Annotated in this window: 21 protein-coding genes; 10 read left to right on the top strand and 11 right to left on the bottom strand. The window is 53.0% G+C overall.

Features of this window, described 5'->3' with window-relative positions; genetic code table 11:
• Positions 1–55 precede the first annotated feature (55 nt).
• The 4 genes from J4G78_RS14915 to J4G78_RS14900 all read right to left on the bottom strand — a co-directional run bounded on the left by J4G78_RS14915 (position 56) and on the right by J4G78_RS14900 (position 4,473).
• Positions 56–532, bottom strand: a complete 477-nt coding sequence (locus J4G78_RS14915; RefSeq protein ID WP_207987320.1) for a hypothetical protein — start codon at positions 530–532, stop codon at positions 56–58.
• A gap of 82 nt (positions 533–614) precedes the next feature.
• Positions 615–1,673, bottom strand: a complete 1,059-nt coding sequence (locus tag J4G78_RS14910) for a ribonucleotide-diphosphate reductase subunit beta (protein ID WP_207987319.1) — start codon at positions 1,671–1,673, stop codon at positions 615–617.
• 284 nt (positions 1,674–1,957) lie between these two features.
• Positions 1,958–2,353 (bottom strand): SPFH domain-containing protein, encoded by a 396-nt coding sequence (locus tag J4G78_RS14905; RefSeq protein WP_243457117.1) that lies wholly within the window; start codon positions 2,351–2,353, stop codon positions 1,958–1,960.
• Between the two features lie 65 nt (positions 2,354–2,418).
• Positions 2,419–4,473, bottom strand: a complete 2,055-nt coding sequence (locus tag J4G78_RS14900) for a ribonucleoside-diphosphate reductase subunit alpha (RefSeq protein ID WP_207987318.1) — start codon at positions 4,471–4,473, stop codon at positions 2,419–2,421.
• Positions 4,474–5,221: 748 nt separating this feature from the next.
• Between J4G78_RS14900 and J4G78_RS14895 the strand changes: the two genes are divergently transcribed.
• From J4G78_RS14895 to J4G78_RS14875, 5 genes are all read left to right on the top strand, one after another.
• A complete protein-coding gene (locus J4G78_RS14895) occupies positions 5,222–6,256 on the top strand; it encodes a rod shape-determining protein (protein WP_207987317.1) in 1,035 nt (344 codons plus the stop codon).
• A gap of 105 nt (positions 6,257–6,361) precedes the next feature.
• The gene (locus J4G78_RS14890; protein WP_207987316.1) at positions 6,362–7,885 is read left to right on the top strand and encodes a fumarate hydratase; all 1,524 of its coding nucleotides are present in this window, start codon (positions 6,362–6,364) and stop codon (positions 7,883–7,885) included.
• Positions 7,882–8,454, top strand: coding sequence for a hypothetical protein (locus J4G78_RS14885; protein ID WP_207987315.1), 573 nt, complete (start codon positions 7,882–7,884; stop codon positions 8,452–8,454). Before J4G78_RS14890 ends, J4G78_RS14885 begins: the two co-directional genes overlap by 4 nt.
• Complete coding sequence (locus J4G78_RS14880; RefSeq protein ID WP_207987314.1) at positions 8,451–8,960, top strand: hypothetical protein; 510 nt, start codon at positions 8,451–8,453, stop codon at positions 8,958–8,960. Before J4G78_RS14885 ends, J4G78_RS14880 begins: the two co-directional genes overlap by 4 nt.
• Positions 8,961–8,975: 15 nt before the next feature.
• Complete coding sequence (locus J4G78_RS14875) at positions 8,976–9,893, top strand: EamA family transporter (RefSeq protein ID WP_207987313.1); 918 nt, start codon at positions 8,976–8,978, stop codon at positions 9,891–9,893.
• Between the two features lie 13 nt (positions 9,894–9,906).
• Here J4G78_RS14875 and J4G78_RS14870 read toward each other — a convergent pair whose 3' ends face one another.
• Complete coding sequence (locus tag J4G78_RS14870) at positions 9,907–10,506, bottom strand: GNAT family N-acetyltransferase (protein ID WP_207987312.1); 600 nt, start codon at positions 10,504–10,506, stop codon at positions 9,907–9,909.
• Positions 10,506–11,318, bottom strand: a complete 813-nt coding sequence (locus tag J4G78_RS14865) for an SDR family NAD(P)-dependent oxidoreductase (protein WP_207987311.1) — start codon at positions 11,316–11,318, stop codon at positions 10,506–10,508. Before J4G78_RS14865 ends, J4G78_RS14870 begins: the two co-directional genes overlap by 1 nt.
• A 105-nt stretch (positions 11,319–11,423) precedes the next feature.
• On the opposite strand from J4G78_RS14865, the gene J4G78_RS14860 reads away from it, so the two are divergent.
• The 5 genes from J4G78_RS14860 to J4G78_RS14840 all read left to right on the top strand — a co-directional run bounded on the left by J4G78_RS14860 (position 11,424) and on the right by J4G78_RS14840 (position 17,922).
• Positions 11,424–11,693 (top strand): hypothetical protein, encoded by a 270-nt coding sequence (locus J4G78_RS14860; RefSeq protein WP_207987310.1) that lies wholly within the window; start codon positions 11,424–11,426, stop codon positions 11,691–11,693.
• Positions 11,694–11,862: 169 nt separating this feature from the next.
• Positions 11,863–13,974 carry a TonB-dependent receptor plug domain-containing protein gene (locus J4G78_RS14855; protein WP_207987309.1) on the top strand — a complete coding sequence of 704 codons (2,112 nt, stop codon included), beginning with the start codon at positions 11,863–11,865 and terminating at the stop codon, positions 13,972–13,974.
• Positions 13,975–14,028: 54 nt separating this feature from the next.
• Positions 14,029–15,837 (top strand): ABCB family ABC transporter ATP-binding protein/permease, encoded by a 1,809-nt coding sequence (locus J4G78_RS14850; protein ID WP_207987308.1) that lies wholly within the window; start codon positions 14,029–14,031, stop codon positions 15,835–15,837.
• A 274-nt stretch (positions 15,838–16,111) separates the two neighbouring features.
• The gene (locus J4G78_RS14845; RefSeq protein WP_207987307.1) at positions 16,112–16,603 is read left to right on the top strand and encodes a helix-turn-helix domain-containing protein; all 492 of its coding nucleotides are present in this window, start codon (positions 16,112–16,114) and stop codon (positions 16,601–16,603) included.
• 182 nt (positions 16,604–16,785) lie between these two features.
• Positions 16,786–17,922 carry a sigma-54 interaction domain-containing protein gene (locus tag J4G78_RS14840; protein WP_207987306.1) on the top strand — a complete coding sequence of 379 codons (1,137 nt, stop codon included), beginning with the start codon at positions 16,786–16,788 and terminating at the stop codon, positions 17,920–17,922.
• On the opposite strand, the gene J4G78_RS14835 is transcribed toward J4G78_RS14840, so the two are convergent.
• The 5 genes from J4G78_RS14835 to fliQ form a co-directional block, all read right to left on the bottom strand.
• The gene (locus J4G78_RS14835) at positions 17,919–18,344 is read right to left on the bottom strand and encodes a flagellar export chaperone FliS (protein WP_207987305.1); all 426 of its coding nucleotides are present in this window, start codon (positions 18,342–18,344) and stop codon (positions 17,919–17,921) included. The two genes, J4G78_RS14840 and J4G78_RS14835, sit on opposite strands and share 4 nt — an antisense overlap.
• A gap of 19 nt (positions 18,345–18,363) precedes the next feature.
• Complete coding sequence (fliD, locus tag J4G78_RS14830; RefSeq protein ID WP_207987304.1) at positions 18,364–19,734, bottom strand: flagellar filament capping protein FliD; 1,371 nt, start codon at positions 19,732–19,734, stop codon at positions 18,364–18,366.
• 67 nt (positions 19,735–19,801) lie between these two features.
• Positions 19,802–20,944, bottom strand: a complete 1,143-nt coding sequence (locus tag J4G78_RS14825) for an EscU/YscU/HrcU family type III secretion system export apparatus switch protein (RefSeq protein WP_207987303.1) — start codon at positions 20,942–20,944, stop codon at positions 19,802–19,804.
• The gene (gene fliR / locus J4G78_RS14820) at positions 20,944–21,726 is read right to left on the bottom strand and encodes a flagellar biosynthetic protein FliR (protein ID WP_207987302.1); all 783 of its coding nucleotides are present in this window, start codon (positions 21,724–21,726) and stop codon (positions 20,944–20,946) included. The genes J4G78_RS14825 and fliR overlap by 1 nt, the downstream gene beginning before the upstream one ends.
• Positions 21,723–21,998, bottom strand: a complete 276-nt coding sequence (gene fliQ / locus J4G78_RS14815; protein ID WP_207987301.1) for a flagellar biosynthesis protein FliQ — start codon at positions 21,996–21,998, stop codon at positions 21,723–21,725. Before fliQ ends, fliR begins: the two co-directional genes overlap by 4 nt.
• Positions 21,999–22,000 lie beyond the last annotated feature (2 nt).

Raw genomic sequence — 22,000 nt, 5'->3', positions numbered from 1 at the left:
AATAGACCCATATATTGGGTCGGTTAGTCTTTTCCCTGATGATCTAGCCACAGAGTTACAGCAGTTGATTAGCTTCTAAATGTTGCACTGCTCTATCGTAAAAAGGAACCAACAGAGGTTTATCTTTTTCGATCAAAGCTCTGGCTTTGTTATCATCGCGCCTCAATTCATGGCGAGAATAGTGAACTGAAGCCAAAAGCTCCATCCATCGAGATTTCGAAAGCTGCACATCGTCCGGCACTTCAACCATTTCACAAACCGCCTGCGCAATTTGTCTGGCCGCTGGATTCAACTCCCGACCATCAACCAACGTTTGGTTCTGCAATTCATCGAGCTCATAATAGTCCCGCGTCAATGAAGTAGAATAGGGGCCATTTATGTACCAACTATATGAATATCCGAGTTTAATTCCTTTAGCCTGCATTAGATAAACCGCCTTTTGAAAAACAAGACGATCTTCCTTTGAGTCTATCGACGTTCCTGTGCCCACATCATTTAGGAGCAAGGTAAGCACAGCAAGCTTACTGTTCATAAATACCCTCTCATTTCAGATCGAGGTTATTAAATGTTTGTTCTGCATTTGTACAGGTAAAGTTTTTACCAAACGCGGCCCCCTACTCAGCCGCAACCCCCGCCTGCTCAAACATATCTTCGCCGTCGTCATCATTATCGGTCGCTTCGATGCCGATAATCTTGCCGCCTTTGCGTTGGTCAAAGCTGCTCCAGACTTCGTTCCAGTCGCCTTTGGTGGCGCCTTTGGAATATTCGGTGGCGCGGGTTTCGAAGAAATTGGCATGCTCGACACCGTTCAGCAGCGGAGCGAGCCAAGGCAGCGGGTGGTCTTCGATCATGTAGATCGGTTGGAAGCCCAGCTGGCCTAATCTCCAATCCGCGATGTAGCGGATATAACGCTTAATCTCTTTCGCGGTCATGCCGGTCACCGGACCGTCGCTAAAGGCCAGATCGATAAACGCATCTTCCAGCCGCACGGTTTTCTGGCAGCAGTCGATAATTTCTTCTTTGACATTCTTGGTCAGGCAATCGCGTTCCTGCACAAAGGTGTGGAACATTTTGACAATGCCTTCGCAGTGGAGCGATTCATCGCGCACCGACCAGGACACAATCTGCCCCATGCCCTTCATCTTGTTGAAGCGCGGGAAGTTCATCAGCATCGCGAAGCTGGCAAAGAGCTGCAAGCCTTCGGTAAAGCCGCCGAACATCGCCAGCGTCTTGGCAATATCTTCGTCGGTATCGACGCCGAATGTGCCCATATAATCATGCTTGTCCTTCATTTCCTCATATTCAAGGAACATGGAGTACTCGCTCTCCGGCATGCCGATCGTGTCGAGCAGGTGCGAATAAGCGGCGATGTGGACGGTTTCCATGTTGGAAAAGGCGGTCAGCATCATCTTGATTTCGGTCGGTTTGAACACGCGGCCATATTTGTCGTGATAGCAATCCTGCACCTCGACATCGGCTTGGGTGAAGAAACGGAAAATCTGCGTCAGCAGGTTGCGCTCATGATCGGTGAGCTTCTGCGCCCAATCGCGGCAATCCTCGCCCAGGGGCACTTCTTCCGGCATCCAGTGAATCTGCTGCTGCCGCTTCCAGAAGTCATAGGCCCATGGATATTCAAAGGGCTTGTAGGTTTTGCGTGCTTCCAAAAGTGACATTTTATTCTTTACTCCGCTCTATTTCCAAACCCTCTCCCGCTTTAGGGGAGAGGATAGTAAGACTTGGTAGCTTGCCTACCTAGTCGATCTTGGAGAGGGGGAGCGGGATGCCATTACGGCCGGCCCCCTCTCCAACTCCAATTACGCTGCTAAAGCAGCTAATTTCCGTATCCTCTCCCCTAAAGCGGGAGAGGACTATGCGCCTTTACCATCTGAAGAAAACGGCCTCCTCCCAAAAGGAGCAAAGGGAGGAGGCAGTGGGCAAAATCAATTCATAAATATTATCATCTGTTGGTTGCTAATCGTTTGGATTCTGTAACTGGAAGACCAGCTTCCGTAGGTACGTAAATCAATGACGCCTTCGAAGATTCAAGTGCCTGAATTTGAAGATATCGAAGATACCCTTCCGGCCCTCCCAAGCTATTCTGCAAAATTGCATTGGCTTTGGCAGCACCTTCGGCCCGAATCACCTCTGCATCTGCTAGTTCAATCGCACTTTCCTTCTTCGCCCTAGCCTCTAGCGTTGCGACCTGGCGAGAAGACTGTGCTTCTGCCAATGCAGCCTCACCTGCCAAACGTTGAGAATAGACATTATATTGGGGCCACAACACCAGTAACAGAATGAACAGAATTAATCCGATCACCGTAATAATAGCATAACCTCCAAAACCCATTCTCATTAAGCATCAACCCAAATCAAAAACTCAACTCCAACTCGATCAAAGTAATACTTTGATCGAAACCCTTACTGACATGCCAGACACTCGTCATAGTCGGTGGTCTCGGCCGTCATCAGCTCAACCGTTTTCGGGTCGAGCGTATTGTCCGCTTCCACGCCGCCAGACGCTGTTTCTTCGTTATTGGCAAAGCCGGCGCGCTGGATCGATTTCGAGCGCAGGTAATAGAGCGACTTGATGCCCAGCTCCCATGCGCGGAAGTGCAGCATGAGAAGGTCCCATTTGTCGACATCCGCCGGGATGAACAGATTCAGTGACTGCGCCTGATCAATATAGGGCGTGCGGTCCGCCGCGAGTTCGAGCAGCCAGCGCTGGTCAATCTCGAAGCTGGTTTTATAGGCATCTTTTTCCTCGGCAGAGAGGAAGTCGAGATGCTGGACTGAACCACCCTGCTCCAGAATCGAGTTCCAAACATTGGTGCTGTCCTTGGATTTCTCGACGAGCAGTTTTTCGAGATGCGGGTTTTTGACGACAAAGCTGCCGGACAGCGTTTTGTGCGTATAGATATTCGCCGGGATCGGTTCGATACAGGCGGAGGCTCCGCCGCAGATGATCGAAATCGATGCGGTTGGTGCAATTGCCATTTTGCAGGAAAAGCGCTCCATCACGCCCTGGTCAGCGGCATCGGGACATGGTCCGCGTTCCTTGGCGAGCATCATGCTGGCCTCGGAGGCTTTGGCTGAAATATGCTTGAAGATCTTCATATTCCACGATTTTGCCAGCGCACTTTCAAAGCCGAGGCCGCGGGCCTGCAGGAAGCTGTGGAAGCCCATCACGCCCAGACCAACACTGCGTTCGCGGCTGGCGCTATATTTGGCGCGCGCCATTTCATCCGGTGCGCGGTCAATATAATCCTGAAGCACATTGTCGAGGAAACGCATGATGTCCTCGATAAAGTCCTTGTCTCCGCTCCACTGATCCCAGGTTTCGAGGTTCAGCGAGGACAGGCAACACACTGCCGTCCTGTCCTCGCCCAAGTGATCGCGACCCGTTGGCAGAGTGATCTCGGAACACAGGTTGGATGTGGACACTTTCAGACCCAGATCGCGGTGATGCTTGGGCATCATCCGGTTCACCGTGTCGTTGAAGATAATATAGGGCTCACCCGTGGCGAGACGCGTCTCGACCAGTTTCTGGAACAGCGAGCGCGCATCAACCGTGCCGCGCACTTCGCCGGTCTTGGGTGATTTCAGATCCATCTCTGCGCCATCACGCACCGCTTCCATAAATTCGTCGGTCAGCAATACGCCGTGATGCAGGTTGAGCGCTTTTCGGTTAAAGTCACCGGACGGCTTTCTGATTTCCAGAAATTCTTCAATTTCCGGATGATCGATATCGAGATAGCAAGCCGCCGACCCGCGCCGTAGGGACCCTTGCGAAATCGCCAAGGTCAGGCTGTCCATCACCCGCACGAACGGAATGATACCGGATGTTTTGCCATTCAGGCCAACCGGTTCGCCAATGCCGCGGACACTGCCCCAATAGGTGCCAATGCCGCCGCCCTTGGAGGCGAGCCAGACATTCTCGTTCCAGGTATTGACGATCCCGCCGAGGCTGTCGTCAACACTGTTGAGATAGCAGGAGATCGGCAGGCCGCGACCGGTGCCGCCATTGGACAATACGGGCGTTGCCGGCATGAACCAAAGCTTGGAAATATAATCATAAAGCCGCTGGGCATGATCCTGATCATCCGCATAAGCATCGGCCACACGGGAAAACAGGTCCTGAAAACTCTCGTCCGGAAGCAGATAGCGATCCTTCAGCGTCTCCTTGCCAAAGTCGGTCAGCAAGTCATCGCGGGCATCATCCTGAACGATTTTGAACCGGCGCTTCTCGACACTATGACTGTCGCGCTCCGCCTTCAGTTCTTTCTCGTCATTTTTCTTTGTCGCTGCCGCCTCGGACTCAGCCTTTTTGCTGATTTCCGGTTCTTTGACGGGTGCTTTCTTCGCGGTGTTTTTGGCTTTGTCTTTCGGCGTGTCCAAAACTTCGGCTGCCATGTCACTCTCACTCATATCTCTATCACTATTCCCGGCATCATCCCGGTTATCTCTAAAATCCATCAAAGCCCCCTAATCAAACTACCAAACCAATCTTATTTGCCAGCTTTTCAGCCAGCCTTCTGGTGGGTTTAATACCGGGCCATTTGTTCTTGTATTGTTCGACTCGGACAATCTCTTGTAGCCGAGCCGCCTAACATAACATTTTTACAGCCTGGGCGGGCATTTTATTTTGCCCAAAAACCCGAAAAAATTCCTTGTGATTTAGACCAAAGGGAGCCGTTCACCGAGTCGGCGTTACGAGCGCGTAATACTAGACGTTGGTGTGCCCCCTTGGCCTAACCACAACCTATAGTGGCTGAATCAGAATTATATGCAAGAGGGTAAATGACATTTTAACGACTCTATTCGTCGTATAAATGAATCGCTTCATCGACAGCCGATTCATGCTGCAGTGCAGCGACGCGTGGACCCGCTAAGAGTGCAGCATAAGGCAATAGCAGCGATCAAATTTTACAAAATAATTATCCACACTTCATGCACAGGTGTGAATGACGCATTTGTGACACCAGATATGGTGTTTGAATGATTCAACGCCATGAAATTTTATTTCATACACCTTATCCCGTTGATCATACCAAATATGTTGCACGGCCCCTCTGCCGGCAACAAGGACCAAGCTTATTTTAGGCACAGTCTGACTAGACAGCATAGGTTCATTGAAGCAGGCTCATTATCGCTATCTGATATGTCGCATTGGGCCACTATGCTGCATCGGGGATGCGGCCTCTCTTTTTGAAGAAAATCAACTATGCGTAGTTTTTTCAAACTCCAGTCGCATGACATTGCGATTGATCTGGGCACTGCCAACACGCTTGTCTATCAACGCGGGCGCGGAATCGTACTGAACGAGCCGTCGGTGGTCGCATTAGAGACTAATGATGGAGTGACGAAGGTACGGGCGGTTGGCAGCGATGCCAAGTTGATGATGGGCAAAACGCCTGACAATATAAAAGTCATTCGGCCGCTGAAAGATGGCGTGATCGCTGACCTTGATGTTGCGGAACAGATGATCAAGCATTTCATACAGAAGGTGCATGATAAAAAGACCGGGCTGCTGAGGCGATTCGACATCGCGGTTTGCATTCCTTCCGGCTCTACCAATGTTCAACGCCGGGCGCTTCGGGATGCAGCATCCAATGCTGGTGGATCGCGGATCTTTTTTATCGAAGAGCCCATGGCCGCTGCGATTGGTGCAGGAATACCTGTTGCGGAGCCGATTGGCGCGATGGTTGTCGATATCGGCGGCGGAACCACGGAAGTGGCTGTATTGTCGCTACAGGGCTTGGCTTATAGTACGTCAGGACGCATGGGCGGCGATAAAATTGATGATGCCATAACGTCCCATATCCGCCGCAAGCACAATCTTGCCATTGGCGAAACCACTGCAGAAACGATCAAACATGGGATGGCGAGCGCCGTCAGCCCAATCGATAACGGACGCACCATGCATATCAAGGGCCGTGACCTCGTTAAAGGTATGCCGCGAAAGATCATCATCACGGAAGCCGAAATCGCCTACGCAATAGCCGAGCCCGTCGGTCAGATTACCGATAGCGTTCGCAATGCGCTTGAGAATACCGCACCGGAATTGGCGGCAGACATTGTCGATCAGGGTATTGTCCTGACCGGGGGCGGCGCGTTGCTCGGACGGATCGATAACCATATCGCGGAGGAAACAGGTCTCGCCGTAACAATCGCTGATGATCCATTGACCTGCGTTGCCAATGGTGCGGGACAGGCATTTGAAGATCCGCTCTATCGCAACGTTCTGATCCCGGCCTAGCATCGCTGGCCAGACTGCCGCTAAACCATAGAAAAACTTGCCGCCTTTCGTCATATCCGCCAAAAGGCTACCGGATCGCACCCCAAGATAGTTTCCGGAGCCACGATGACCGTTACGATAAAAACCGCCGACCTGATCGAAAGCGTCGCCGACGCGCTGCAATTTATCTCTTACTATCATCCGATGGATTATATCCGGGCACTGGGCGAGGCCTATGAGGCAGAGAAATCACCGGCGGCCAAGGATGCGATTGCGCAGATTCTGACCAACTCCCGTATGTGCGCCGAAGGACATCGGCCGATTTGCCAGGATACCGGTATCGTCAACGTTTTCATAAAATGGGGTATGGATTGCCGGCTCGATGAAACATCGCAGTCGATGCAGGAAATTGTCGATGAAGGCGTACGCCGCGCCTATCTCCATCCGGAAAACAAGCTGCGTGCCTCGATCCTCGCCGATCCCGCTTTCACGCGGCGTAATACCAAGGATAATACGCCGTCCGTGCTCCATGTGGAAATGGTGCCCGGCGACACGGTCAGCGTCGATGTTGCGGCGAAGGGCGGCGGGTCCGAAAATAAATCGAAATTCAAGATGATGAACCCGAGCGACAATATTGTTGATTGGGTGCTCGACATGGTCCCGCAAATGGGCGCGGGCTGGTGCCCGCCGGGTATGCTCGGTATCGGTATTGGCGGTACGGCGGAACGCGCTGTCCTGCTTGCCAAACAGTCGCTGATGGATCCGATTGATATGGGGCAGCTGAAAGAACGCGGCCCGCGCAATGATATCGAAGAATTGCGCATTACGATTTTTGACAAGGTCAATGCGCTTGGCATCGGCGCACAAGGGCTTGGCGGGCTTTCCACGATCCTCGACGTGAAAATCAATGACTGGCCGTGCCACGCGGCGGGCAAGCCGGTGGCGATGATCCCCAATTGCGCCGCCACGCGCCATGCGCATTTCACGCTGGATGGCAGCGGGCCTGCTTATTTGGAAGCACCGAAGCTGGACGAATGGCCGAACGTGAACTGGACCCCATCATCCGAAGCGAAGCGGGTTCATCTTGATCAGCTCGACGAAGCCGAAGTGGCAAGCTGGAAACATGGTGACCGCTTGCTGCTCAACGGCAAGATGCTAACCGGCCGCGATGCCGCGCACAAACGGATCAAGGATATGCTCGACAAGGGCGAAGAGCTGCCGGTCGAATTCAAGGGGCGCGTCATATATTATGTCGGCCCGGTCGATCCGGTTGGCGAAGAAGTGGTCGGCCCGGCTGGCCCCACCACCGCCACGCGAATGGACAAATTTACCGACATGATGCTGGAACAGGGCCTGCTGGCGATGGTCGGCAAGGCGGAACGCGGCCTCGATACCGTCGGCTCGATCAAGAAACATAAGAGCGCCTATCTGATGGCGGTCGGCGGCAGCGCCTATCTGGTGAGCCGCGCGATCAAGGGCTCCAAAGTCGTCGGCTTCGAGGACCTCGGCATGGAGGCGATCTATGAGTTTGAGGTGCAGGATATGCCGGTGACCGTGGCCGTCGATGCCGAGGGCCAAAGCGTCCACCATCTCGCGCCGCTGGTGTGGCAGGAAAAGATTAAGCGCGAGAAACTGCTGGAGGGCGTTTGAAACATTGGCGCCAGCTGTTCGAACCGGAGACATATCGGCGCGAAATTTTGGAGCAGGATGTCTGCCTGTTTTCACCGCTGGACCCGATAACTCTTGCCAACCGGCTCAAGGATGAAATGGAATTGTCGAAGACACGGACCGGCAGACAAGTTTATGGCTTCGGGACCGAGAAGAAAATGAACCTTGTTTATGCCAAACGCAAGGGATCGCGAGGCTTCGCAGCACAGCTGGCGGCCACCATGGAAGAGCATGAGGGCGGCACTTTAATGACGGGCCGGACCAAGCAGATTTTGAAAGATATTCCTTTTGTCATTCTCTGGTGCGCCTTCACCGGCATTTTTTTCGCGGGTTCGCTGGTATTTTGGTTCCATGATTTTGACTGGCTGGCCCGCCTGATATTTTCGGGCATTCCTGCCGCGATGTTCATCATGGTGCTGGCGCTCGAATGGGGCCGGCCGGAACGCAGGCCGCCCGAGGATATTGGCAGTGCCCAGGATATTATCGACTGGCTCGCGAAAACCGTGAACGCGTATCCGGTCGAGCAGAACCCGGGAGTGCAGATCAAATGAATACAGACCGAAAAGTCAAACTCTTCTCCCCGCTAGATCCGATTACGCTGGCGACCAAGCTCAAGGCGGAGATGGAAAAGCGCGAAGACAGCAAGGACTTTCATGTCTTTGGCGGCGGCACCGAGGAAGAAATCACATTGCTCTATGGCCGCCCGCATATCTTGACCGGGATTGAACCCAAACTCAGGGGCACGATGCGCGCGCATGATGGCGGGACCTTGATCGAGGCGAAGACCATGAAGCGCGGCAATCCCAAGAAATTCTTTGTCATCTGGTTCGCATTTCTGATCCCATTTGTGGCCATTGGCATCGGCTCGTGGTTTTTCGACGGACCACCGCTGATGTTCAAAATCATGTTTACCGGGATACCCGCCATCATGATGGGCGCTGGCATTTTGATGTTTCGCCAGTCGCTCAAGAAAAAGCCGGAAGACTTTGGCACAATCTATCATATCCTCGACTTTCTTGAGGAAACCGTCGATGCGCGGCCATTTAGCCGCTATTAATCGATTGCGGCCTCTTTGACTTTCCCCATCTGGATACCTGCCGCTCTGCTGGCCGCGCTGTTCCTCGCCTGGCGGATGGCCGTACAGCAACGCATCCGCGCCGAAATGTCGGTCAATGCAGCGGCGCTGTCGCGCTTCTTCTTTGGCTGGCCGATCGCCTGCGCCATGCTTGCCAGCTATATGGCGGCGACCGGACGGAGCACCCTGCCCCCGCTGGACGCATCCTTCTGGTGGTTCGCCTGGGCCGCCGGCTTTGCGCAGATGGTGGCGACAAACCTCATCATCATGTCCTTCGGCTTTCGCAATCTGGTCAGCGGCACGGCCTATATGAAGGTAGAAACCCTGATCGTGGCGTTTCTCGGCTGGCTGATACTTGGCGAAACTCTCGCGCCCTTGGCATGGCTGGGCATTGCTGTGGCTTTCCTGGGCATATTATCCGTTTCCATCGACGGCGGCGCGCGCGGTTTGTGGCAATGGCTGCGCGGCCTCAAACAGCCAGCCGCATTGACGGGTCTCAGCGCCGGTTTCCTGTTCGCGCTGACCGCAATCTTTATCAAGCAATCAGCCAATGCGGTTACCGATGTCGAGCGCACCTATGCTGGATTGATTGTCCTGACTGCGGTGCTGGGATTTCAGGCGCTGATGCAGGGCAGCTATGTCACCATCCGCGAACCGGACCAGTTTCGCGCGATGCTCAAGCGCTGGCGAGTCACGGCACAAGTGGGTGTGCTCGCCGCAACGGCTTCGGCGGGCTGGTTCATCGCCTATGCCCATGCACCGGTTGCCCTGGTCGGGATTGTTGGCCAGACGCAGATTTTAAATACGCTGGGCTTTGGACGGTTCTATCTGAAGGAGCCGCTTGGCCGCGGCGAACTGACCGGTATCATGCTGGTCGGAATCGGGGTGATCATGGCGCTTGCGTCCGCGCTCTAAAAGCGGGGGCTGCTTATTGCGGTTCCCGCCACATGGCTTCCAAAGGCGGACCACCCTCTCCGCAAGCAAAAACCTCTTTCCGCGCGAATCCGTGATGCGCATAGAAACCATGATTGTCCGGATTGCTGTTCTCCAGATAGCAGGGAATAGCCTGCGCATCGCAGGCCTGCAGAACAGGCGCGAGTAATGTCTTGCCAAGGCCCTTCCCGCGGGCGGATTGCCGCGTGCCAATGGTAAACAGATAGCAATGCGGTTCGCGCGGATGATGCGCGGCCATGATCTCACCTGCGCGCATCGCCCGCTTGAGGCCGCCGATGCTGCCTTGGATCAGCTGCGCAAGTGCGAACCGGGCCGTGGCGATGGCACCCATGTCGCCGCTTTGGCCGGGGCCGAGCCACATGGTCGCGCCGTCGTCGCCAGCAAGATGGCAAAAGCCTTCGCGTGTATAGATGTCCCTTGCTAGCGCCCGAAAGGAAGCGCGGATGGCCGTCTGGCTGCCGAACAGCCAGCTGTTAACTGGGTCTTCGGCAAAGGCTTCGGCGGTGATATCGGCAACTTTTCTCCAATCGCCGGGATCCGCTCGCCTGATAGGACCGGGAAGCTCAATATTCATCAGCGTTGCATCTTCGCGACAAATTTTTGTACATCATATTGGTCATCGCCCTCTTCGCGCGGTGCATATTCTGCAAACGCGGCTTTCATCTCGTCATAGCGCTCATCAAAGCGCACGACATTATAGCCATGGCTGACGACATAATATTCGCCTGCCTCGATCTGCGGCGCGATGATGGCGGCATATGCACCAACATCCATGGCCGCTGGCGCTGTGCGATTGAAATCCGAAAGTTCGGATTGCACCCAACCGGGAATGATGACTCCGGTGGTCAGCCACTCTGGCGCTTCCCGGCGGAGCACGTCCATCAAGCCGAAAATGGCGTGTTTGCTGGCGACATAGGCCCCGCCGCCAAATGGGAAGGCATTGAACAGCGCATTTTCTGACGCAACCGAATAGATGGCAGCCGGCTTCTCCTCGGCGAGAAACCGTCGGCCAAATTCCGAGATGCCTTTCCACATGCCCCAGAAATTGACCTCGAATATCCGCCGCGCCTCTTCGGGATCAGTCTTGATCACCGATTTCATCGAGCCGCCAATTCCAGCATTGTTGATCAACATGTCTGCCCGGCCATTTTCAGCCCAGGCAAAATCGGCCAGCGCCTTCAGAGCATCGGGATCGGTCACATCGCCGCATTGCGTTTTTGCATCAATGCCATCTGCGGTCAGATCGGCAGCCGCTTCCGCCAACCGTCCAGCTCGCGGTTCAAAGAGGATCAGCCGCGCACCGCATTTTCCAAGCTCGCGTCCAAGCGCGAGGCCAATGCCGGTCGCACCGCCCGTGATGACCACCGTCTTGCCATCGACTTTCATGAAATCCTCCCTTTTTTCCGCCTATACTGTCACATGAAAACCACCGCCGCGAATATATCGCTCACGGTCCCTGACAACAGCGACGAGACATCCTATATATAGCTTATGTATGTTTTTATCATCTTTGTCTGCGGCGTTGGTAATTTCGCCATGCACAAGGCGATGATGGAGAGCAATCATCCGATGATCACAGAGGCGCGGGGCAGCTTCTCGAAATTTCTCGGCCCCTATGGCAGTTATATCTTAGAGTTTTTCATGCTTGCCGCCGCACTGATCTTCGCGAATATGGGGATGCTCAGTGCTGTGTTCTTTTATGGCATATACACTTTAGCCAATGGCGCGGGCGCTTACGTCCTATTTTCAAACAAACGTTAAGATAGAATAGTTTATATAACCGTATCACGGATTCGGAGTGTAAAGTTGTTGATCCGACTACAGATGTAGTTTGTCGAAAGCCGGTATCTCCTGTAACCAACCGGTCATAGCAGGCGGGCAAGAACCGAACCAAACAAACATAAATTTAGTTCCGTTAGGGGGGATTATCTTGATCAAAGCCAACTGGTTACGCGTTAGCGCTGCTATTTCTGCGCTGACCGCATCAATTGCCATCTCATCTCCGACATCTGCGCAAACCGAAACGACCGCCCCAACCGCGACCAGTAATAATCTGCAACCACGGATAGAAAATGGGCGTCAGGTTTATGATGCGTCGCAATTTTCCCGCTTCAATCCTCGCACCGCCTTGGACATCGTCTCGCAAGTACCCGGCTTCATAATCGATACCGGCGATGATGAAGCCCGTGGCCTGGGTCAAGCCGATGAGAATGTATTGATCAACGGGGCCCGGATTGCCGGCAAGAATAATGATGCCTTCACGGTTCTGGGCCGTATCTCGGCAGCGAATGTAATGAGAGTTGAAATTGTCGACGGCGCGACGCTCAGCATTTCCGGTCTGTCGGGTCAGGTGCTTAATCTGGTTACCAATAGCGACGAGACCACTGGTATTACCGGCAATTTCAAATGGCGTCCGCAATGGCGGCGCGCGGGCGACAACTGGTTTGCTGGCGAAGCGTCGATTAGCGGTCGGCTTTTCAACGGCGATTTCACGATTGCCGTTGAGAATGACGCGTTTCGCAATGGCGCACAGGGGCCGGAGCGGATTACAAACGGATCAGGCGGCTTGCTTTTCTTGCGGGACGAAGTTGCCCGCACACGCGGCGACCGACCCTCCATCAATGTCTCTTATAACCGCACCAGCACCGCCGGATCGGTATTCAATATCAGCGGCGAATATGGCCTCAACCATTTTCGCCAGCGAGTCGACACGCTGCGCACGCAGCCCGACACGCCAGATATAATTGAACTGTTCACTGGCCGGGAGCGCGAATGGAATGCAGAGTTCAGCGCAGATTATGAGTTTAATCTCGGCGGCGGACGGTTGAAACTGATCGGTTTGCAACGGCTGGAGCATAGTCCGACGGAAGATTTTTTCAGTCGCACATTTACTGACGGAATAACTCCAACCCTCATCAGCGCCTTTGATCGAACTGTCGACGAAGGGGAATCGGTTCTGCGCGCCGAATATGGCTGGAAAACTTCTAGCGGTACCGACTGGGGCTTCAGCCTTGAAGGGGCCTATAATTTTCTCGAAAGCGAGGCCCAATTATCCAATGGTGATCTGGATAATTCCAATACCAAAGTGGAAGAGAAACGAGCGGAGTTGATAACCACCTATGGTCGGCCATTGTCGGATAATTTGACCCTGCAGGCAACACTGGGCGGTGAGTATAGCGAAATCAGCCAGGGTGATCTCAGCCGTTCGTTCGTGCGGCCGAAAGGGTCGGTCGCTTTGGCATGGAGACCGGTCGATGATTTTGATCTCAGCGTCAAATTGTCGCGGGAGGTGGATCAGCTCGACTTTTTTGATTTCATCGCTTCGGTAGAAGTTTCGAACGATGTGATCGACGCTGGCAATCCTGATCTGGTACCGCCACAAAAATGGCGCGCCGAAATGGAAGCAACCAAAAAGCTCGGTGCGTTTGGTTCGGCGACGGTTACGCTATTCGGCGAGAAGATTAGCGATATCGTGGACACGGTTCCGCGCGGCCCGGCGGCAGAGGCGCGCGGCAATATCGATAGCGCAGATCGCTTTGGCATCGAACTGGTCTCCACCCTGCTATTCGACCCGATTGGCTGGCAGGGCGCCAAACTGGATATCGAAGTTGAAGCGGCAAAAAGCAGTGTCCGTGATCCGATCACCTTCCGCAATCGCCGGATCGGGCAAGACGATATCTACAGCTACGAAATCACTCTGCGTCACGATATTCCGAATTCGGACTGGGCCTGGGGCGCGGGTATCGAAGATTTTGATGATGTCGGCAATATCCGCCTCGACCAGATAGCGGATTTTGACACGCGCGCACCCTATTCATGGGTTTTCATTGAGCACAAGGATGTCTTTGGCCTCACGGTAAATGCCAATCTCGGCAATTTGTTTGATCGCGGAGAGCGTTTTGTCCGCACGGCTTACGGGCTATTGGATGAAGACACTGGCGAATTCACCAGACTTCGTCGTGATGGACCAATCGGCTTTATAGAAAACCGGAACCGCAAATTCGGTCTAATATACCGGCTCACCATCAGCGGGAGTTTCTAAAGCCGCACATCGGCGCGCATAGACAATCAAGCGTCGCATCCCTACATCCGAGGGATGCCGCCAGACTATAGCACCAAGGGTCAGATCGACCCACCGATGATCCCAACGTTGAAGCGCTTTCTGCCTTACTTGTGGCCGAAGGACGAACCTACGTTGCGTCTGCGTATTGTAATTGCGGGGGTGTTAGTGCTGTGCGCAAAGGCGGCGGTTCTTTCGATGCCATTCGCTTATAAAGCGGTGGTTGATGGCATGACTGCTGGTACGGAAGCAGCGCTGACCGTGCTGTTCGCCCTGGTTGCCGCCTATGGCTTGGCGCGTTTCGGCCAAGTGATGTTCGACAATTTGCGCAATATTGTGTTCGAGAAAGTCGGTCAGGAAGCCGCGCGGCGTCTCGCGACCAATGTTTTTACTCACCTGCACCAACTGTCGCTGCGCTTTCATTTGGGACGGCGCACGGGCGAAATCACGAAAGTCATCGAACGCGGCACAAAGAGCATCGATATCATGCTCTATTTTCTGTTGTTCAATATTGCACCGACACTGATCGAACTGATCGCTGTGTTAATTATTTTTCAGGTGAAATTCGGTTTTGGTCTGGTCGCGGCGACCATGACAATGGTCGCCATCTATATATTTTTCACCCGCAAGGTGACTGACTGGCGCAACGCCCTGCGTGCGGAAATGAATGACATGGATACCCGCGCTATTGGACGATCCGTTGATGCCCTGCTCAATTATGAGACAGTGAAATATTTCACCGCCGAAGACCGCGAGGGTGAACGCTACAATCGAGCCATGCAGGATTGGGCCAATGCGGCAGTGAAATCCGAAAACTCACTGGGCATGCTCAATATTGGTCAATCGCTGATCACCAATCTGACGATGTTTGGGGCCATGAGTTATAGCGTCTACGGTTGGAGCCAGGGACAGTTGACGGTTGGCGACCTGGTGCTGGTCAACGCGCTGCTGATGCAGTTATTCCGTCCGCTGGACCTGCTTGGCATGGTCTATCGCACAATCCGTCAAGGTCTGGTTGACATGGATGCGATGTTCAAATTGATCGACACCGATCCGGAGATTAAAGACAAACCGGGCGCGGCAACACTCCATGTGCGCGCTGGAGCCGTGGCGTTTGAGGATGTCGCTTTCGCTTATGATACGGATCGCGAGATACTCAAAGGTCTGAGCTTTACTGTACCGCCCGACGGAACGCTGGCCATTGTGGGACCGTCTGGCGCAGGAAAATCGACCCTCGCGCGGTTATTGTTCCGTTTCTATGATCCCAAAGCAGGCGCTATCCTGATCGACGGTCAGGACATATCCAATGTTACCCAGAACAGCCTGCGCGGAGCCATTGGCATCGTCCCGCAAGACAGTGTGCTGTTTAACGATACGATCGGCTATAATATCGGCTATGGCCGTAATGGCGCGACCCAAGAGGAAATTGAGGCCGCCGCCCAAGGCGCGGCGCTAGACGATTTTATCGCCAAGCTGCCGGATGGATATGAGACGCAGGTTGGAGAGCGCGGGCTGAAACTATCCGGCGGCGAGAAACAACGCGTTGCGATTGCCCGAACTTTGCTTAAAAACCCGCCAATCCTGATATTGGATGAGGCAACGTCGGCGCTGGACAGTCGTACCGAAGATGAAATTCAGGCGACACTCGGCAAAATTTCCGAACGGCGGACGACTTTGATTATCGCGCACAGGCTATCAACCATCACTTATGCAGACGAGATTATCGTCCTGAACGACGGCCAGATTGCGGAGCGTGGCAATCACCGAATGCTGTTGGCCAAGAAAGGGCTTTATGCCGATATGTGGAAACGGCAAGCCGAAGACCGCCAATTGGAGGCCGTGTAAACCCTATCCCATTACGTGATTGATGCTAAACGTGGGGCTTGGGGAGATGCCGGTTTAATCCTTTTGATGCCTTCATATTTTCAATTTCAATGTTTACATTGTTGGCAAATATATAAGCTCCAATCTGGCATTTTTACATTATATTACAAATTCCAAAACCCTATTATGTTGCAAATTCAACGCTGAATAGGTTTACGTAACAATGTAATAGTGTAAATAGTGGCAACAGGGTAAGTTGTATTGTGACGTAATCGCGGGGGTATTACAGGCAAAAATGGACGAGGTCGGTGTCGAGATTGCTGCAATTAAAAATGCTCTCGTCGCAGCAGCCAAAAAGGTTGACACTCTGAGTGAGTTGATCACGGTTTCTGACAATTTGATTTCTAAAGATGACTGCTCAACCGCAGATGAAATGGACAATGCCGAGCTGATTAATCGGGCCGAAACCATGCTCCGATGGAGCCGGCTAAAAGCTAACATGCTCAATATGGGTGCCGGATTATTTACGGATTCCTGCTGGAATATGTGCCTGGATATCTACGTTTGTGACCTTAAGGACGAAAAGATCACGGTTTCCTCCATTGCTCATAGTTCGGGCATTCCGATGACAACTGCGATGCGGTATATCAATGTGATGGTGGAAGAAGGGTTGTTGGAAAAATCTCCTAATCCGTCAGATAATCGCATGATATTCATTTCCACGTCCACATTCTGCAAAGACAAAATCTCCCTGATCCTGCAGAGTTTGGGCTCACAAAAATCATAACGCAGCGCCTCGGAATTACAGATTTCAAAAGACTTTCTCACGCTTTCTGATGAAGTTAACCCGACTTTAACTATCTTTGTTCATTTCTGAATTTACCAGGTGACGGTTCGGAGATTGCGGGATCTCCGAACCACGCTTCCCCGGCAGTGCCGGATTATGTGGTTAGTCATCTGGGTAGTTGTATGAACGACGCAAATGTAGAAACGCTGTTAGCAGCCAAGCTGATCGGCAATAGTCCGAAAATGCAACAACTGCGCATGCTGGTAAAATTTGCGGGGCGTTGCAATTCCTCCATTATGATTTCTGGTCCTTCCGGCAGCGGTAAGGAAGTTGTCGCTGACGCCATCCACACCATTTCACAGCGGGCAGATGCCCCCAATATCACTGTAAACTGCGGTGCATTGCCGGAGCAATTGATCGAATCCGAATTATTTGGTCACGAAAAAGGCAGCTTTACTGGCGCTTTCAAACAACATGTTGGCCTGTTCGAACAATCAAATGGCGGCACCATTTTTCTCGACGAAATTGGCGATATGCCGCTCAACATGCAGGTTAAATTGCTCCGCGTATTGGAATCGCGCATCGTGAACCGTGTTGGCGGAAATCAGAACATCCCGATTGACGTCAGGGTCATCGCTGCTTCACACAAAAATCTGGGCACAGCAATCCAGCGGGGCTCTTTTCGCGAAGATCTTTTCTATCGGCTTTGTGTTGTTCCTATCGAAGTTCCTGCCCTTCATGAGCGGACCGAAGATATTCCAGCCTTGGTTGAACATTTCCTGAAGCATCAATCAGAAGATGTGCCATCGCCTATTTTCACGCCAGAGGCTTATGCCGTCCTGCAGAGCTATGACTGGCCGGGTAACGTTCGCGAATTGCGCAATGTTGTAGAGCGTGCGACGGTATTTTTTGCCGGCCAGCTGGTTCAGGCGCGTGACATTGCCGCCTTGGTGCAATCTGATATTGTTCCAGCCGCCCCCCGTGTTGATACGCAGCCGTCGTCGACATTCCATAACCAATCGGCAGCTAGCGAGGCTCCGTTCACGAGAAGCTTCCCAAATAACGGCCGGGAGACCCCATTTTCTGGCATGTTATCCTCCGCTCTGGGTCAACAAACAACCGATGTCGTGGATCTCAACGCCCATCTTCAAAGTGAAGAGCGCCGGATAATTCTGCACGCTCTCAACACATCGCATGGCGTGGTCTCAAAAGCGGCGCGATCCATCAATATTAAACGGACGACGTTTATTGATAAGATGCGCAAACATAATATCGACAAACATTTTGAAAATGACATGGCCCTCGCCGCTGGCTTTTAGCTTGCCCGGCGTAGTGAATCGACCTGCTGTGCGCCTGGTGCGATAGCCATCCAAGCTTTTTCGATTTCGTGCAGCATTTCCCTTGCAGACTCCACCCGTTCAATGAACGATACATCAATTTCCGCCTGAATACGCCGCGCAGCCTCTACGTAGATGGTATGTAATGTTTGGGCGAGATCTCCCGCTGCATCAAAATCCAACGACTCATCCAATCCATTCAGAATAGACAGCGCCTTCGCCCTACATTCAAACATTCTGCCCTTGTCATTCCGCCGGGCACTCTCGATCATGAGATCCAGACTATCGCGCAACTCAGCAAAAAGTACGGCCACCAGATCATAAGGGTTGGCTGACAGGACATTGCTGTTTTTCTGGATCGATTTATAGCTCGATGCGCGGCGGATGTTCGATTGGAATGTCATGCTCTATTGCTTTCTGACGTTAGTTATTATCGTTAAACGAGGCGAATTGTTGTTCGACATAGGATTGGGTTGCCCGCAAGACGGAAAGCTGCCGCTCTAAACCGGCAAATGTGCCCTGTAATTGCTCGCGCAAGCGATCACCCTCGTCATTAATCTTGACGCGCCGCTCCTCGATTGACTCCCTGATGCTGTCCAATCGCTCCTGAGCTTGAGCCAGCGCACCGCTCTCATCTTGTAAAGTCGCAGAAATTTTATCCAGCGCGCCAGACAATCCGATATTCGTCTCGGTCTCAACCGCTGGTTCCAGCATCAGTTTAATTGCATCAGCATCAATTTCGAGAGCCGCGTCCAGACGGGCGTCATCTATGCTTAAGGTGCCGTCACTCTCCGTCCGGACACCGATATCAGCCAATGTGTTGAATTCGCCGGTGTCGCTCAAGCGTGTCGATGTTAACTGACCGAGCTGCCGGATAACCTCACGAGCACCGCGGTCTCCTGCAAGCGGTCCGCCTGTACCACCGCCCAAGCCGGGTGCGGTTGCGTCATTCAAGGAAGAGCGCAGCTCATTATAAGCGGTAACAAATTCCGTCACCAGGCTCCGCACGTCAAGCGGCTCAGAGCCGCCATTAATCGTCAGGTTTGTGCCTGGCTCAGCTGCAAGCAACGAAATTTCGACGCCCGGTATAGCGCCAGATACTGTGTTGCTGCTGTTGGTCAATTCAATGCCATCAACCCGAATGATGCTGTCCTGTGCATTATCAATATTCGTAAAGTTTAACGGCGTTCCCAGAATAGGCCCACCAGCGGGCGCATCAGTCAGGGTAAAACTGTTATCAGCCCCTTCCCGTGCCTCCATTACCAACCGTGATCCGGCTTTGTCGGTTATGATTGATGCGGTCACACCGCTATTGCTCGTGTTAATCGCATCTCTCAATCCCGCAAGGCTGTCATTGGAGCTGTCTATGACGATATCGAAACTGCCACCGCTATTGTTGATTGTGATTGTCCGCTCACCAATTGGGTCAGATGCGCTGGCAAAAACGTCTGTTTTCTCCCGCTGCGCCGAAGCAGTTTGCACAATTTCAACCGAAGCGGGCAGACCTTCGGGTCGTCCGCCGTCAACCACCTTTGCGGTCGCCAGATCGGTGCGCGTCGAAACCAAGTCACCAACAAATCCTTGGCCGTTCAACGTTTCTTTTACTGCTGCTGCAAAAGTACTCAATGCAGAAGCCGTCGCTGCCATCGCTGAAATCCGCGTGCTGTTTAATTGGTCACGCTGGTTGAGCTGTCCCAGCTTTGCGCCGGTAGACGCAGCAACCAGATCTTCCACCAGCTGCGCACTGTTGATACCAGAACCCGCGCCTACGCTGTTTATTACGTTTGAGAACATAGTTGTTTCACCTTTCGGGAGATAGACGGTGATTTCCAGATCGGATTAAGGGGCTGCTCATTTTTGGTCACGCGAGCCTGCTCCCGTCGGCCGCAAATTGCATATCTTCCGGCACGTCAATCCGCGGCTGGTGCAGCGGACTGACCATTTTTGCATCGAGTTGGATCAAGAAGCTCAGCACCGCAGCAATAGCGGCATACAACCGGTCATCAATGACCTCACCGACCTGTGACGTGAAATATATCGACCGCGTCAGCGCGGGATATTCCATCACTGGCGTTCCGACCTCTGCCGCCATTTCACGCATGCCCAGGGCGATGGCGTCACAGCCCTTACCCAAGACGATAGGCGCATAGTCCTGATCCCGGTCATATCGTAACGCCACGGCGAAATGGGTTGGGTTGACCAGGATAACCGTGGCATCCGCGACGGCCTTGCGGGTTGAGTCGCTCAGCATCTCACTGCGGCGCTGACGCTGGATCGCGCGCGTATCGGGCGAACCTTCGGTCTGTTTATACTCGTCTTTGATTTCCTGTTTGGACATTTTCAATCGCTTGCCGCGCTGAAATAACTGGATTGGCACATCGACCATCGCAATCAACATCAGACTGATGGTTATCCCGACCAGCAATTGCATGAACAACGATGCATAGCTCGCCACAGCGATATTCAAATCCTGCGCACCCAATTGCATCACATCGCCAAGATGAACAAAAATAATCACGCCGCCGACAATCCCGATCAGCAAAACCTTCACAATCGACTTGCCCAATTCCATCAGACCGTTCGTGCCGAAAATTTTTCCCATTCCTTTGATAGGGTCCATTTTGGATGGCTTCGGCTTCATGGCGGACCAGCGAAAACCGAAGGAGCCAAGCATCGCGGGGACCACTATAGCCGCTGCCAGCAAGACAGCGAACAGGCTCATAAATTCCGGAAGAAGACCAGATACGAGAGCAGAACTGCGGCCGCTAATGTCGAAAATCTCGACATCCCGGCTATCGAAAACCAGTGCGCTCGTCAGCATGTCAGCCAAGGCTTGAAACAACGCGCCGCCAAATGTGAACATGGCAGCCGTGCCGACAAATATCACCGTCGCACCGCCAAGATCTTGAGACTTGAGAACATCGCCTTTTTCGGCACTGTCCTTCAATTTCTTTGGGGTTGGTGCTTCGGTCTTTTCGCCGCCGCCAGGTGCTTCTTGCGCCACTATTTCCCTCCCGAAATCAAGGCTGCCTGATCAAGGCCCATGCCTAACGAAAGAATGATCGTGTCCGCCATAATGGGTGCGGTAATCGCCAGCATCACCAGACCAGCGGAAATCGTTACCGGGATACCGACGGCAAACAGGTTGAGTGCAGGCGCAGTACGCGCCAGAAAACCCATGATCAGCTGAATAAGAATAAGCGCGCCGCCAACAGGAAGCGCAATGAGCAAGCCCATCGAAAACAGGGTTCCGCCAAATTTGACAATGCCCCATGCCAATTCTGCACCCAGAAAAGCATATCCCGGCGGTAACGCAGAATAGCTTTCTACAATGACCGCCAACAGCATTAAGTGGCCGTCAATCGCCAACAGCAGCAAAGTCGCCAAAATAGTCAAAAATTGCCCGATAACCGGCGTCGATTGTCCGGTCTGCGGGTCCGACATGCTCGCAAAACCAAGACCCATGGCATTACTAATCGTCTCGCCGGCAATGACGACGCTCGAATATCCGAGCTGTAGTGAAAAGCCTATAGCAACGCCTACCAACACTTCGCCCAGCACAAAAATGAAATTGCCAAGGCTAATGGCAGTATCGGCAGGCAAATCGAAACTGGCGCTATTTGTCGCCACCATGCCAATCATAAACGCCAAAATAATACGAATCTGAACAGGCACATTGGCTGCGCCGAAAACGGGTGTCACAACCATGGCAGCGCCGGGACGGATCATAGCCATCATCCACATCCAGATTTGCGCTTCCACATCTGCAAAACCCGGTGCGATCATAGCAGCAAATCCGGGATGCGGTCGAAAATCTCTCTGGTGAAGTCGACGATCAAGACCAGGATCGATCCACCGAAAACCGCAGCCATAGCCGCAACAATCACCAACTTGGGAACGAAGCTCAATGTTTGTTCATTAATCGATGTTGCGGCTTGCACCATGCCAAGCACTAAGCCGACCAGCAGCGCAGGAATAAGCAATGGTGCGGCCGCCAGTGCGGTGATCCACAATGCTTGCTGGGCAATGCCGAGGAAGAAATCTGTATTATCGGCCATGG

It is taken from the genome of Parasphingorhabdus cellanae (assembly GCF_017498565.1).
GTDB classification, from domain to species: domain Bacteria; phylum Pseudomonadota; class Alphaproteobacteria; order Sphingomonadales; family Sphingomonadaceae; genus Parasphingorhabdus; species Parasphingorhabdus cellanae.
Note: the sequence above shows the minus strand (reverse complement) of the source record. Positions and strands in the feature narration are given on the sequence as shown.

Bases quoted from the DNA above. Each gene is read 5' to 3' on its own strand.
- J4G78_RS14915 (WP_207987320.1), bottom strand. From the start codon at position 532: ATGAACAGTAAGCTTGCTGTGCTTACCTTGCTCCTAAATGATGTGGGC.
- J4G78_RS14910 (WP_207987319.1), bottom strand. From the start codon at position 1,673: ATGTCACTTTTGGAAGCACGCAAAACCTACAAGCCCTTTGAATATCCA.
- J4G78_RS14905 (WP_243457117.1), bottom strand. From the start codon at position 2,353: ATGAGAATGGGTTTTGGAGGTTATGCTATTATTACGGTGATCGGATTA.
- J4G78_RS14900 (WP_207987318.1), bottom strand. From the start codon at position 4,473: ATGGATTTTAGAGATAACCGGGATGATGCCGGGAATAGTGATAGAGAT.
- J4G78_RS14895 (WP_207987317.1), top strand. From the start codon at position 5,222: ATGCGTAGTTTTTTCAAACTCCAGTCGCATGACATTGCGATTGATCTG.
- J4G78_RS14890 (WP_207987316.1), top strand. From the start codon at position 6,362: ATGACCGTTACGATAAAAACCGCCGACCTGATCGAAAGCGTCGCCGAC.
- J4G78_RS14880 (WP_207987314.1), top strand. From the start codon at position 8,451: ATGAATACAGACCGAAAAGTCAAACTCTTCTCCCCGCTAGATCCGATT.
- J4G78_RS14870 (WP_207987312.1), bottom strand. From the start codon at position 10,506: ATGAATATTGAGCTTCCCGGTCCTATCAGGCGAGCGGATCCCGGCGAT.
- J4G78_RS14865 (WP_207987311.1), bottom strand. From the start codon at position 11,318: ATGAAAGTCGATGGCAAGACGGTGGTCATCACGGGCGGTGCGACCGGC.
- J4G78_RS14860 (WP_207987310.1), top strand. From the start codon at position 11,424: ATGTATGTTTTTATCATCTTTGTCTGCGGCGTTGGTAATTTCGCCATG.
- J4G78_RS14850 (WP_207987308.1), top strand. From the start codon at position 14,029: ATGCCGCCAGACTATAGCACCAAGGGTCAGATCGACCCACCGATGATC.
- J4G78_RS14845 (WP_207987307.1), top strand. From the start codon at position 16,112: ATGGACGAGGTCGGTGTCGAGATTGCTGCAATTAAAAATGCTCTCGTC.
- J4G78_RS14840 (WP_207987306.1), top strand. From the start codon at position 16,786: ATGAACGACGCAAATGTAGAAACGCTGTTAGCAGCCAAGCTGATCGGC.
- J4G78_RS14835 (WP_207987305.1), bottom strand. From the start codon at position 18,344: ATGACATTCCAATCGAACATCCGCCGCGCATCGAGCTATAAATCGATC.
- fliD (WP_207987304.1), bottom strand. From the start codon at position 19,734: ATGTTCTCAAACGTAATAAACAGCGTAGGCGCGGGTTCTGGTATCAAC.
- fliR (WP_207987302.1), bottom strand. From the start codon at position 21,726: ATGATCGCACCGGGTTTTGCAGATGTGGAAGCGCAAATCTGGATGTGG.
- fliQ (WP_207987301.1), bottom strand. From the start codon at position 21,998: ATGGCCGATAATACAGATTTCTTCCTCGGCATTGCCCAGCAAGCATTG.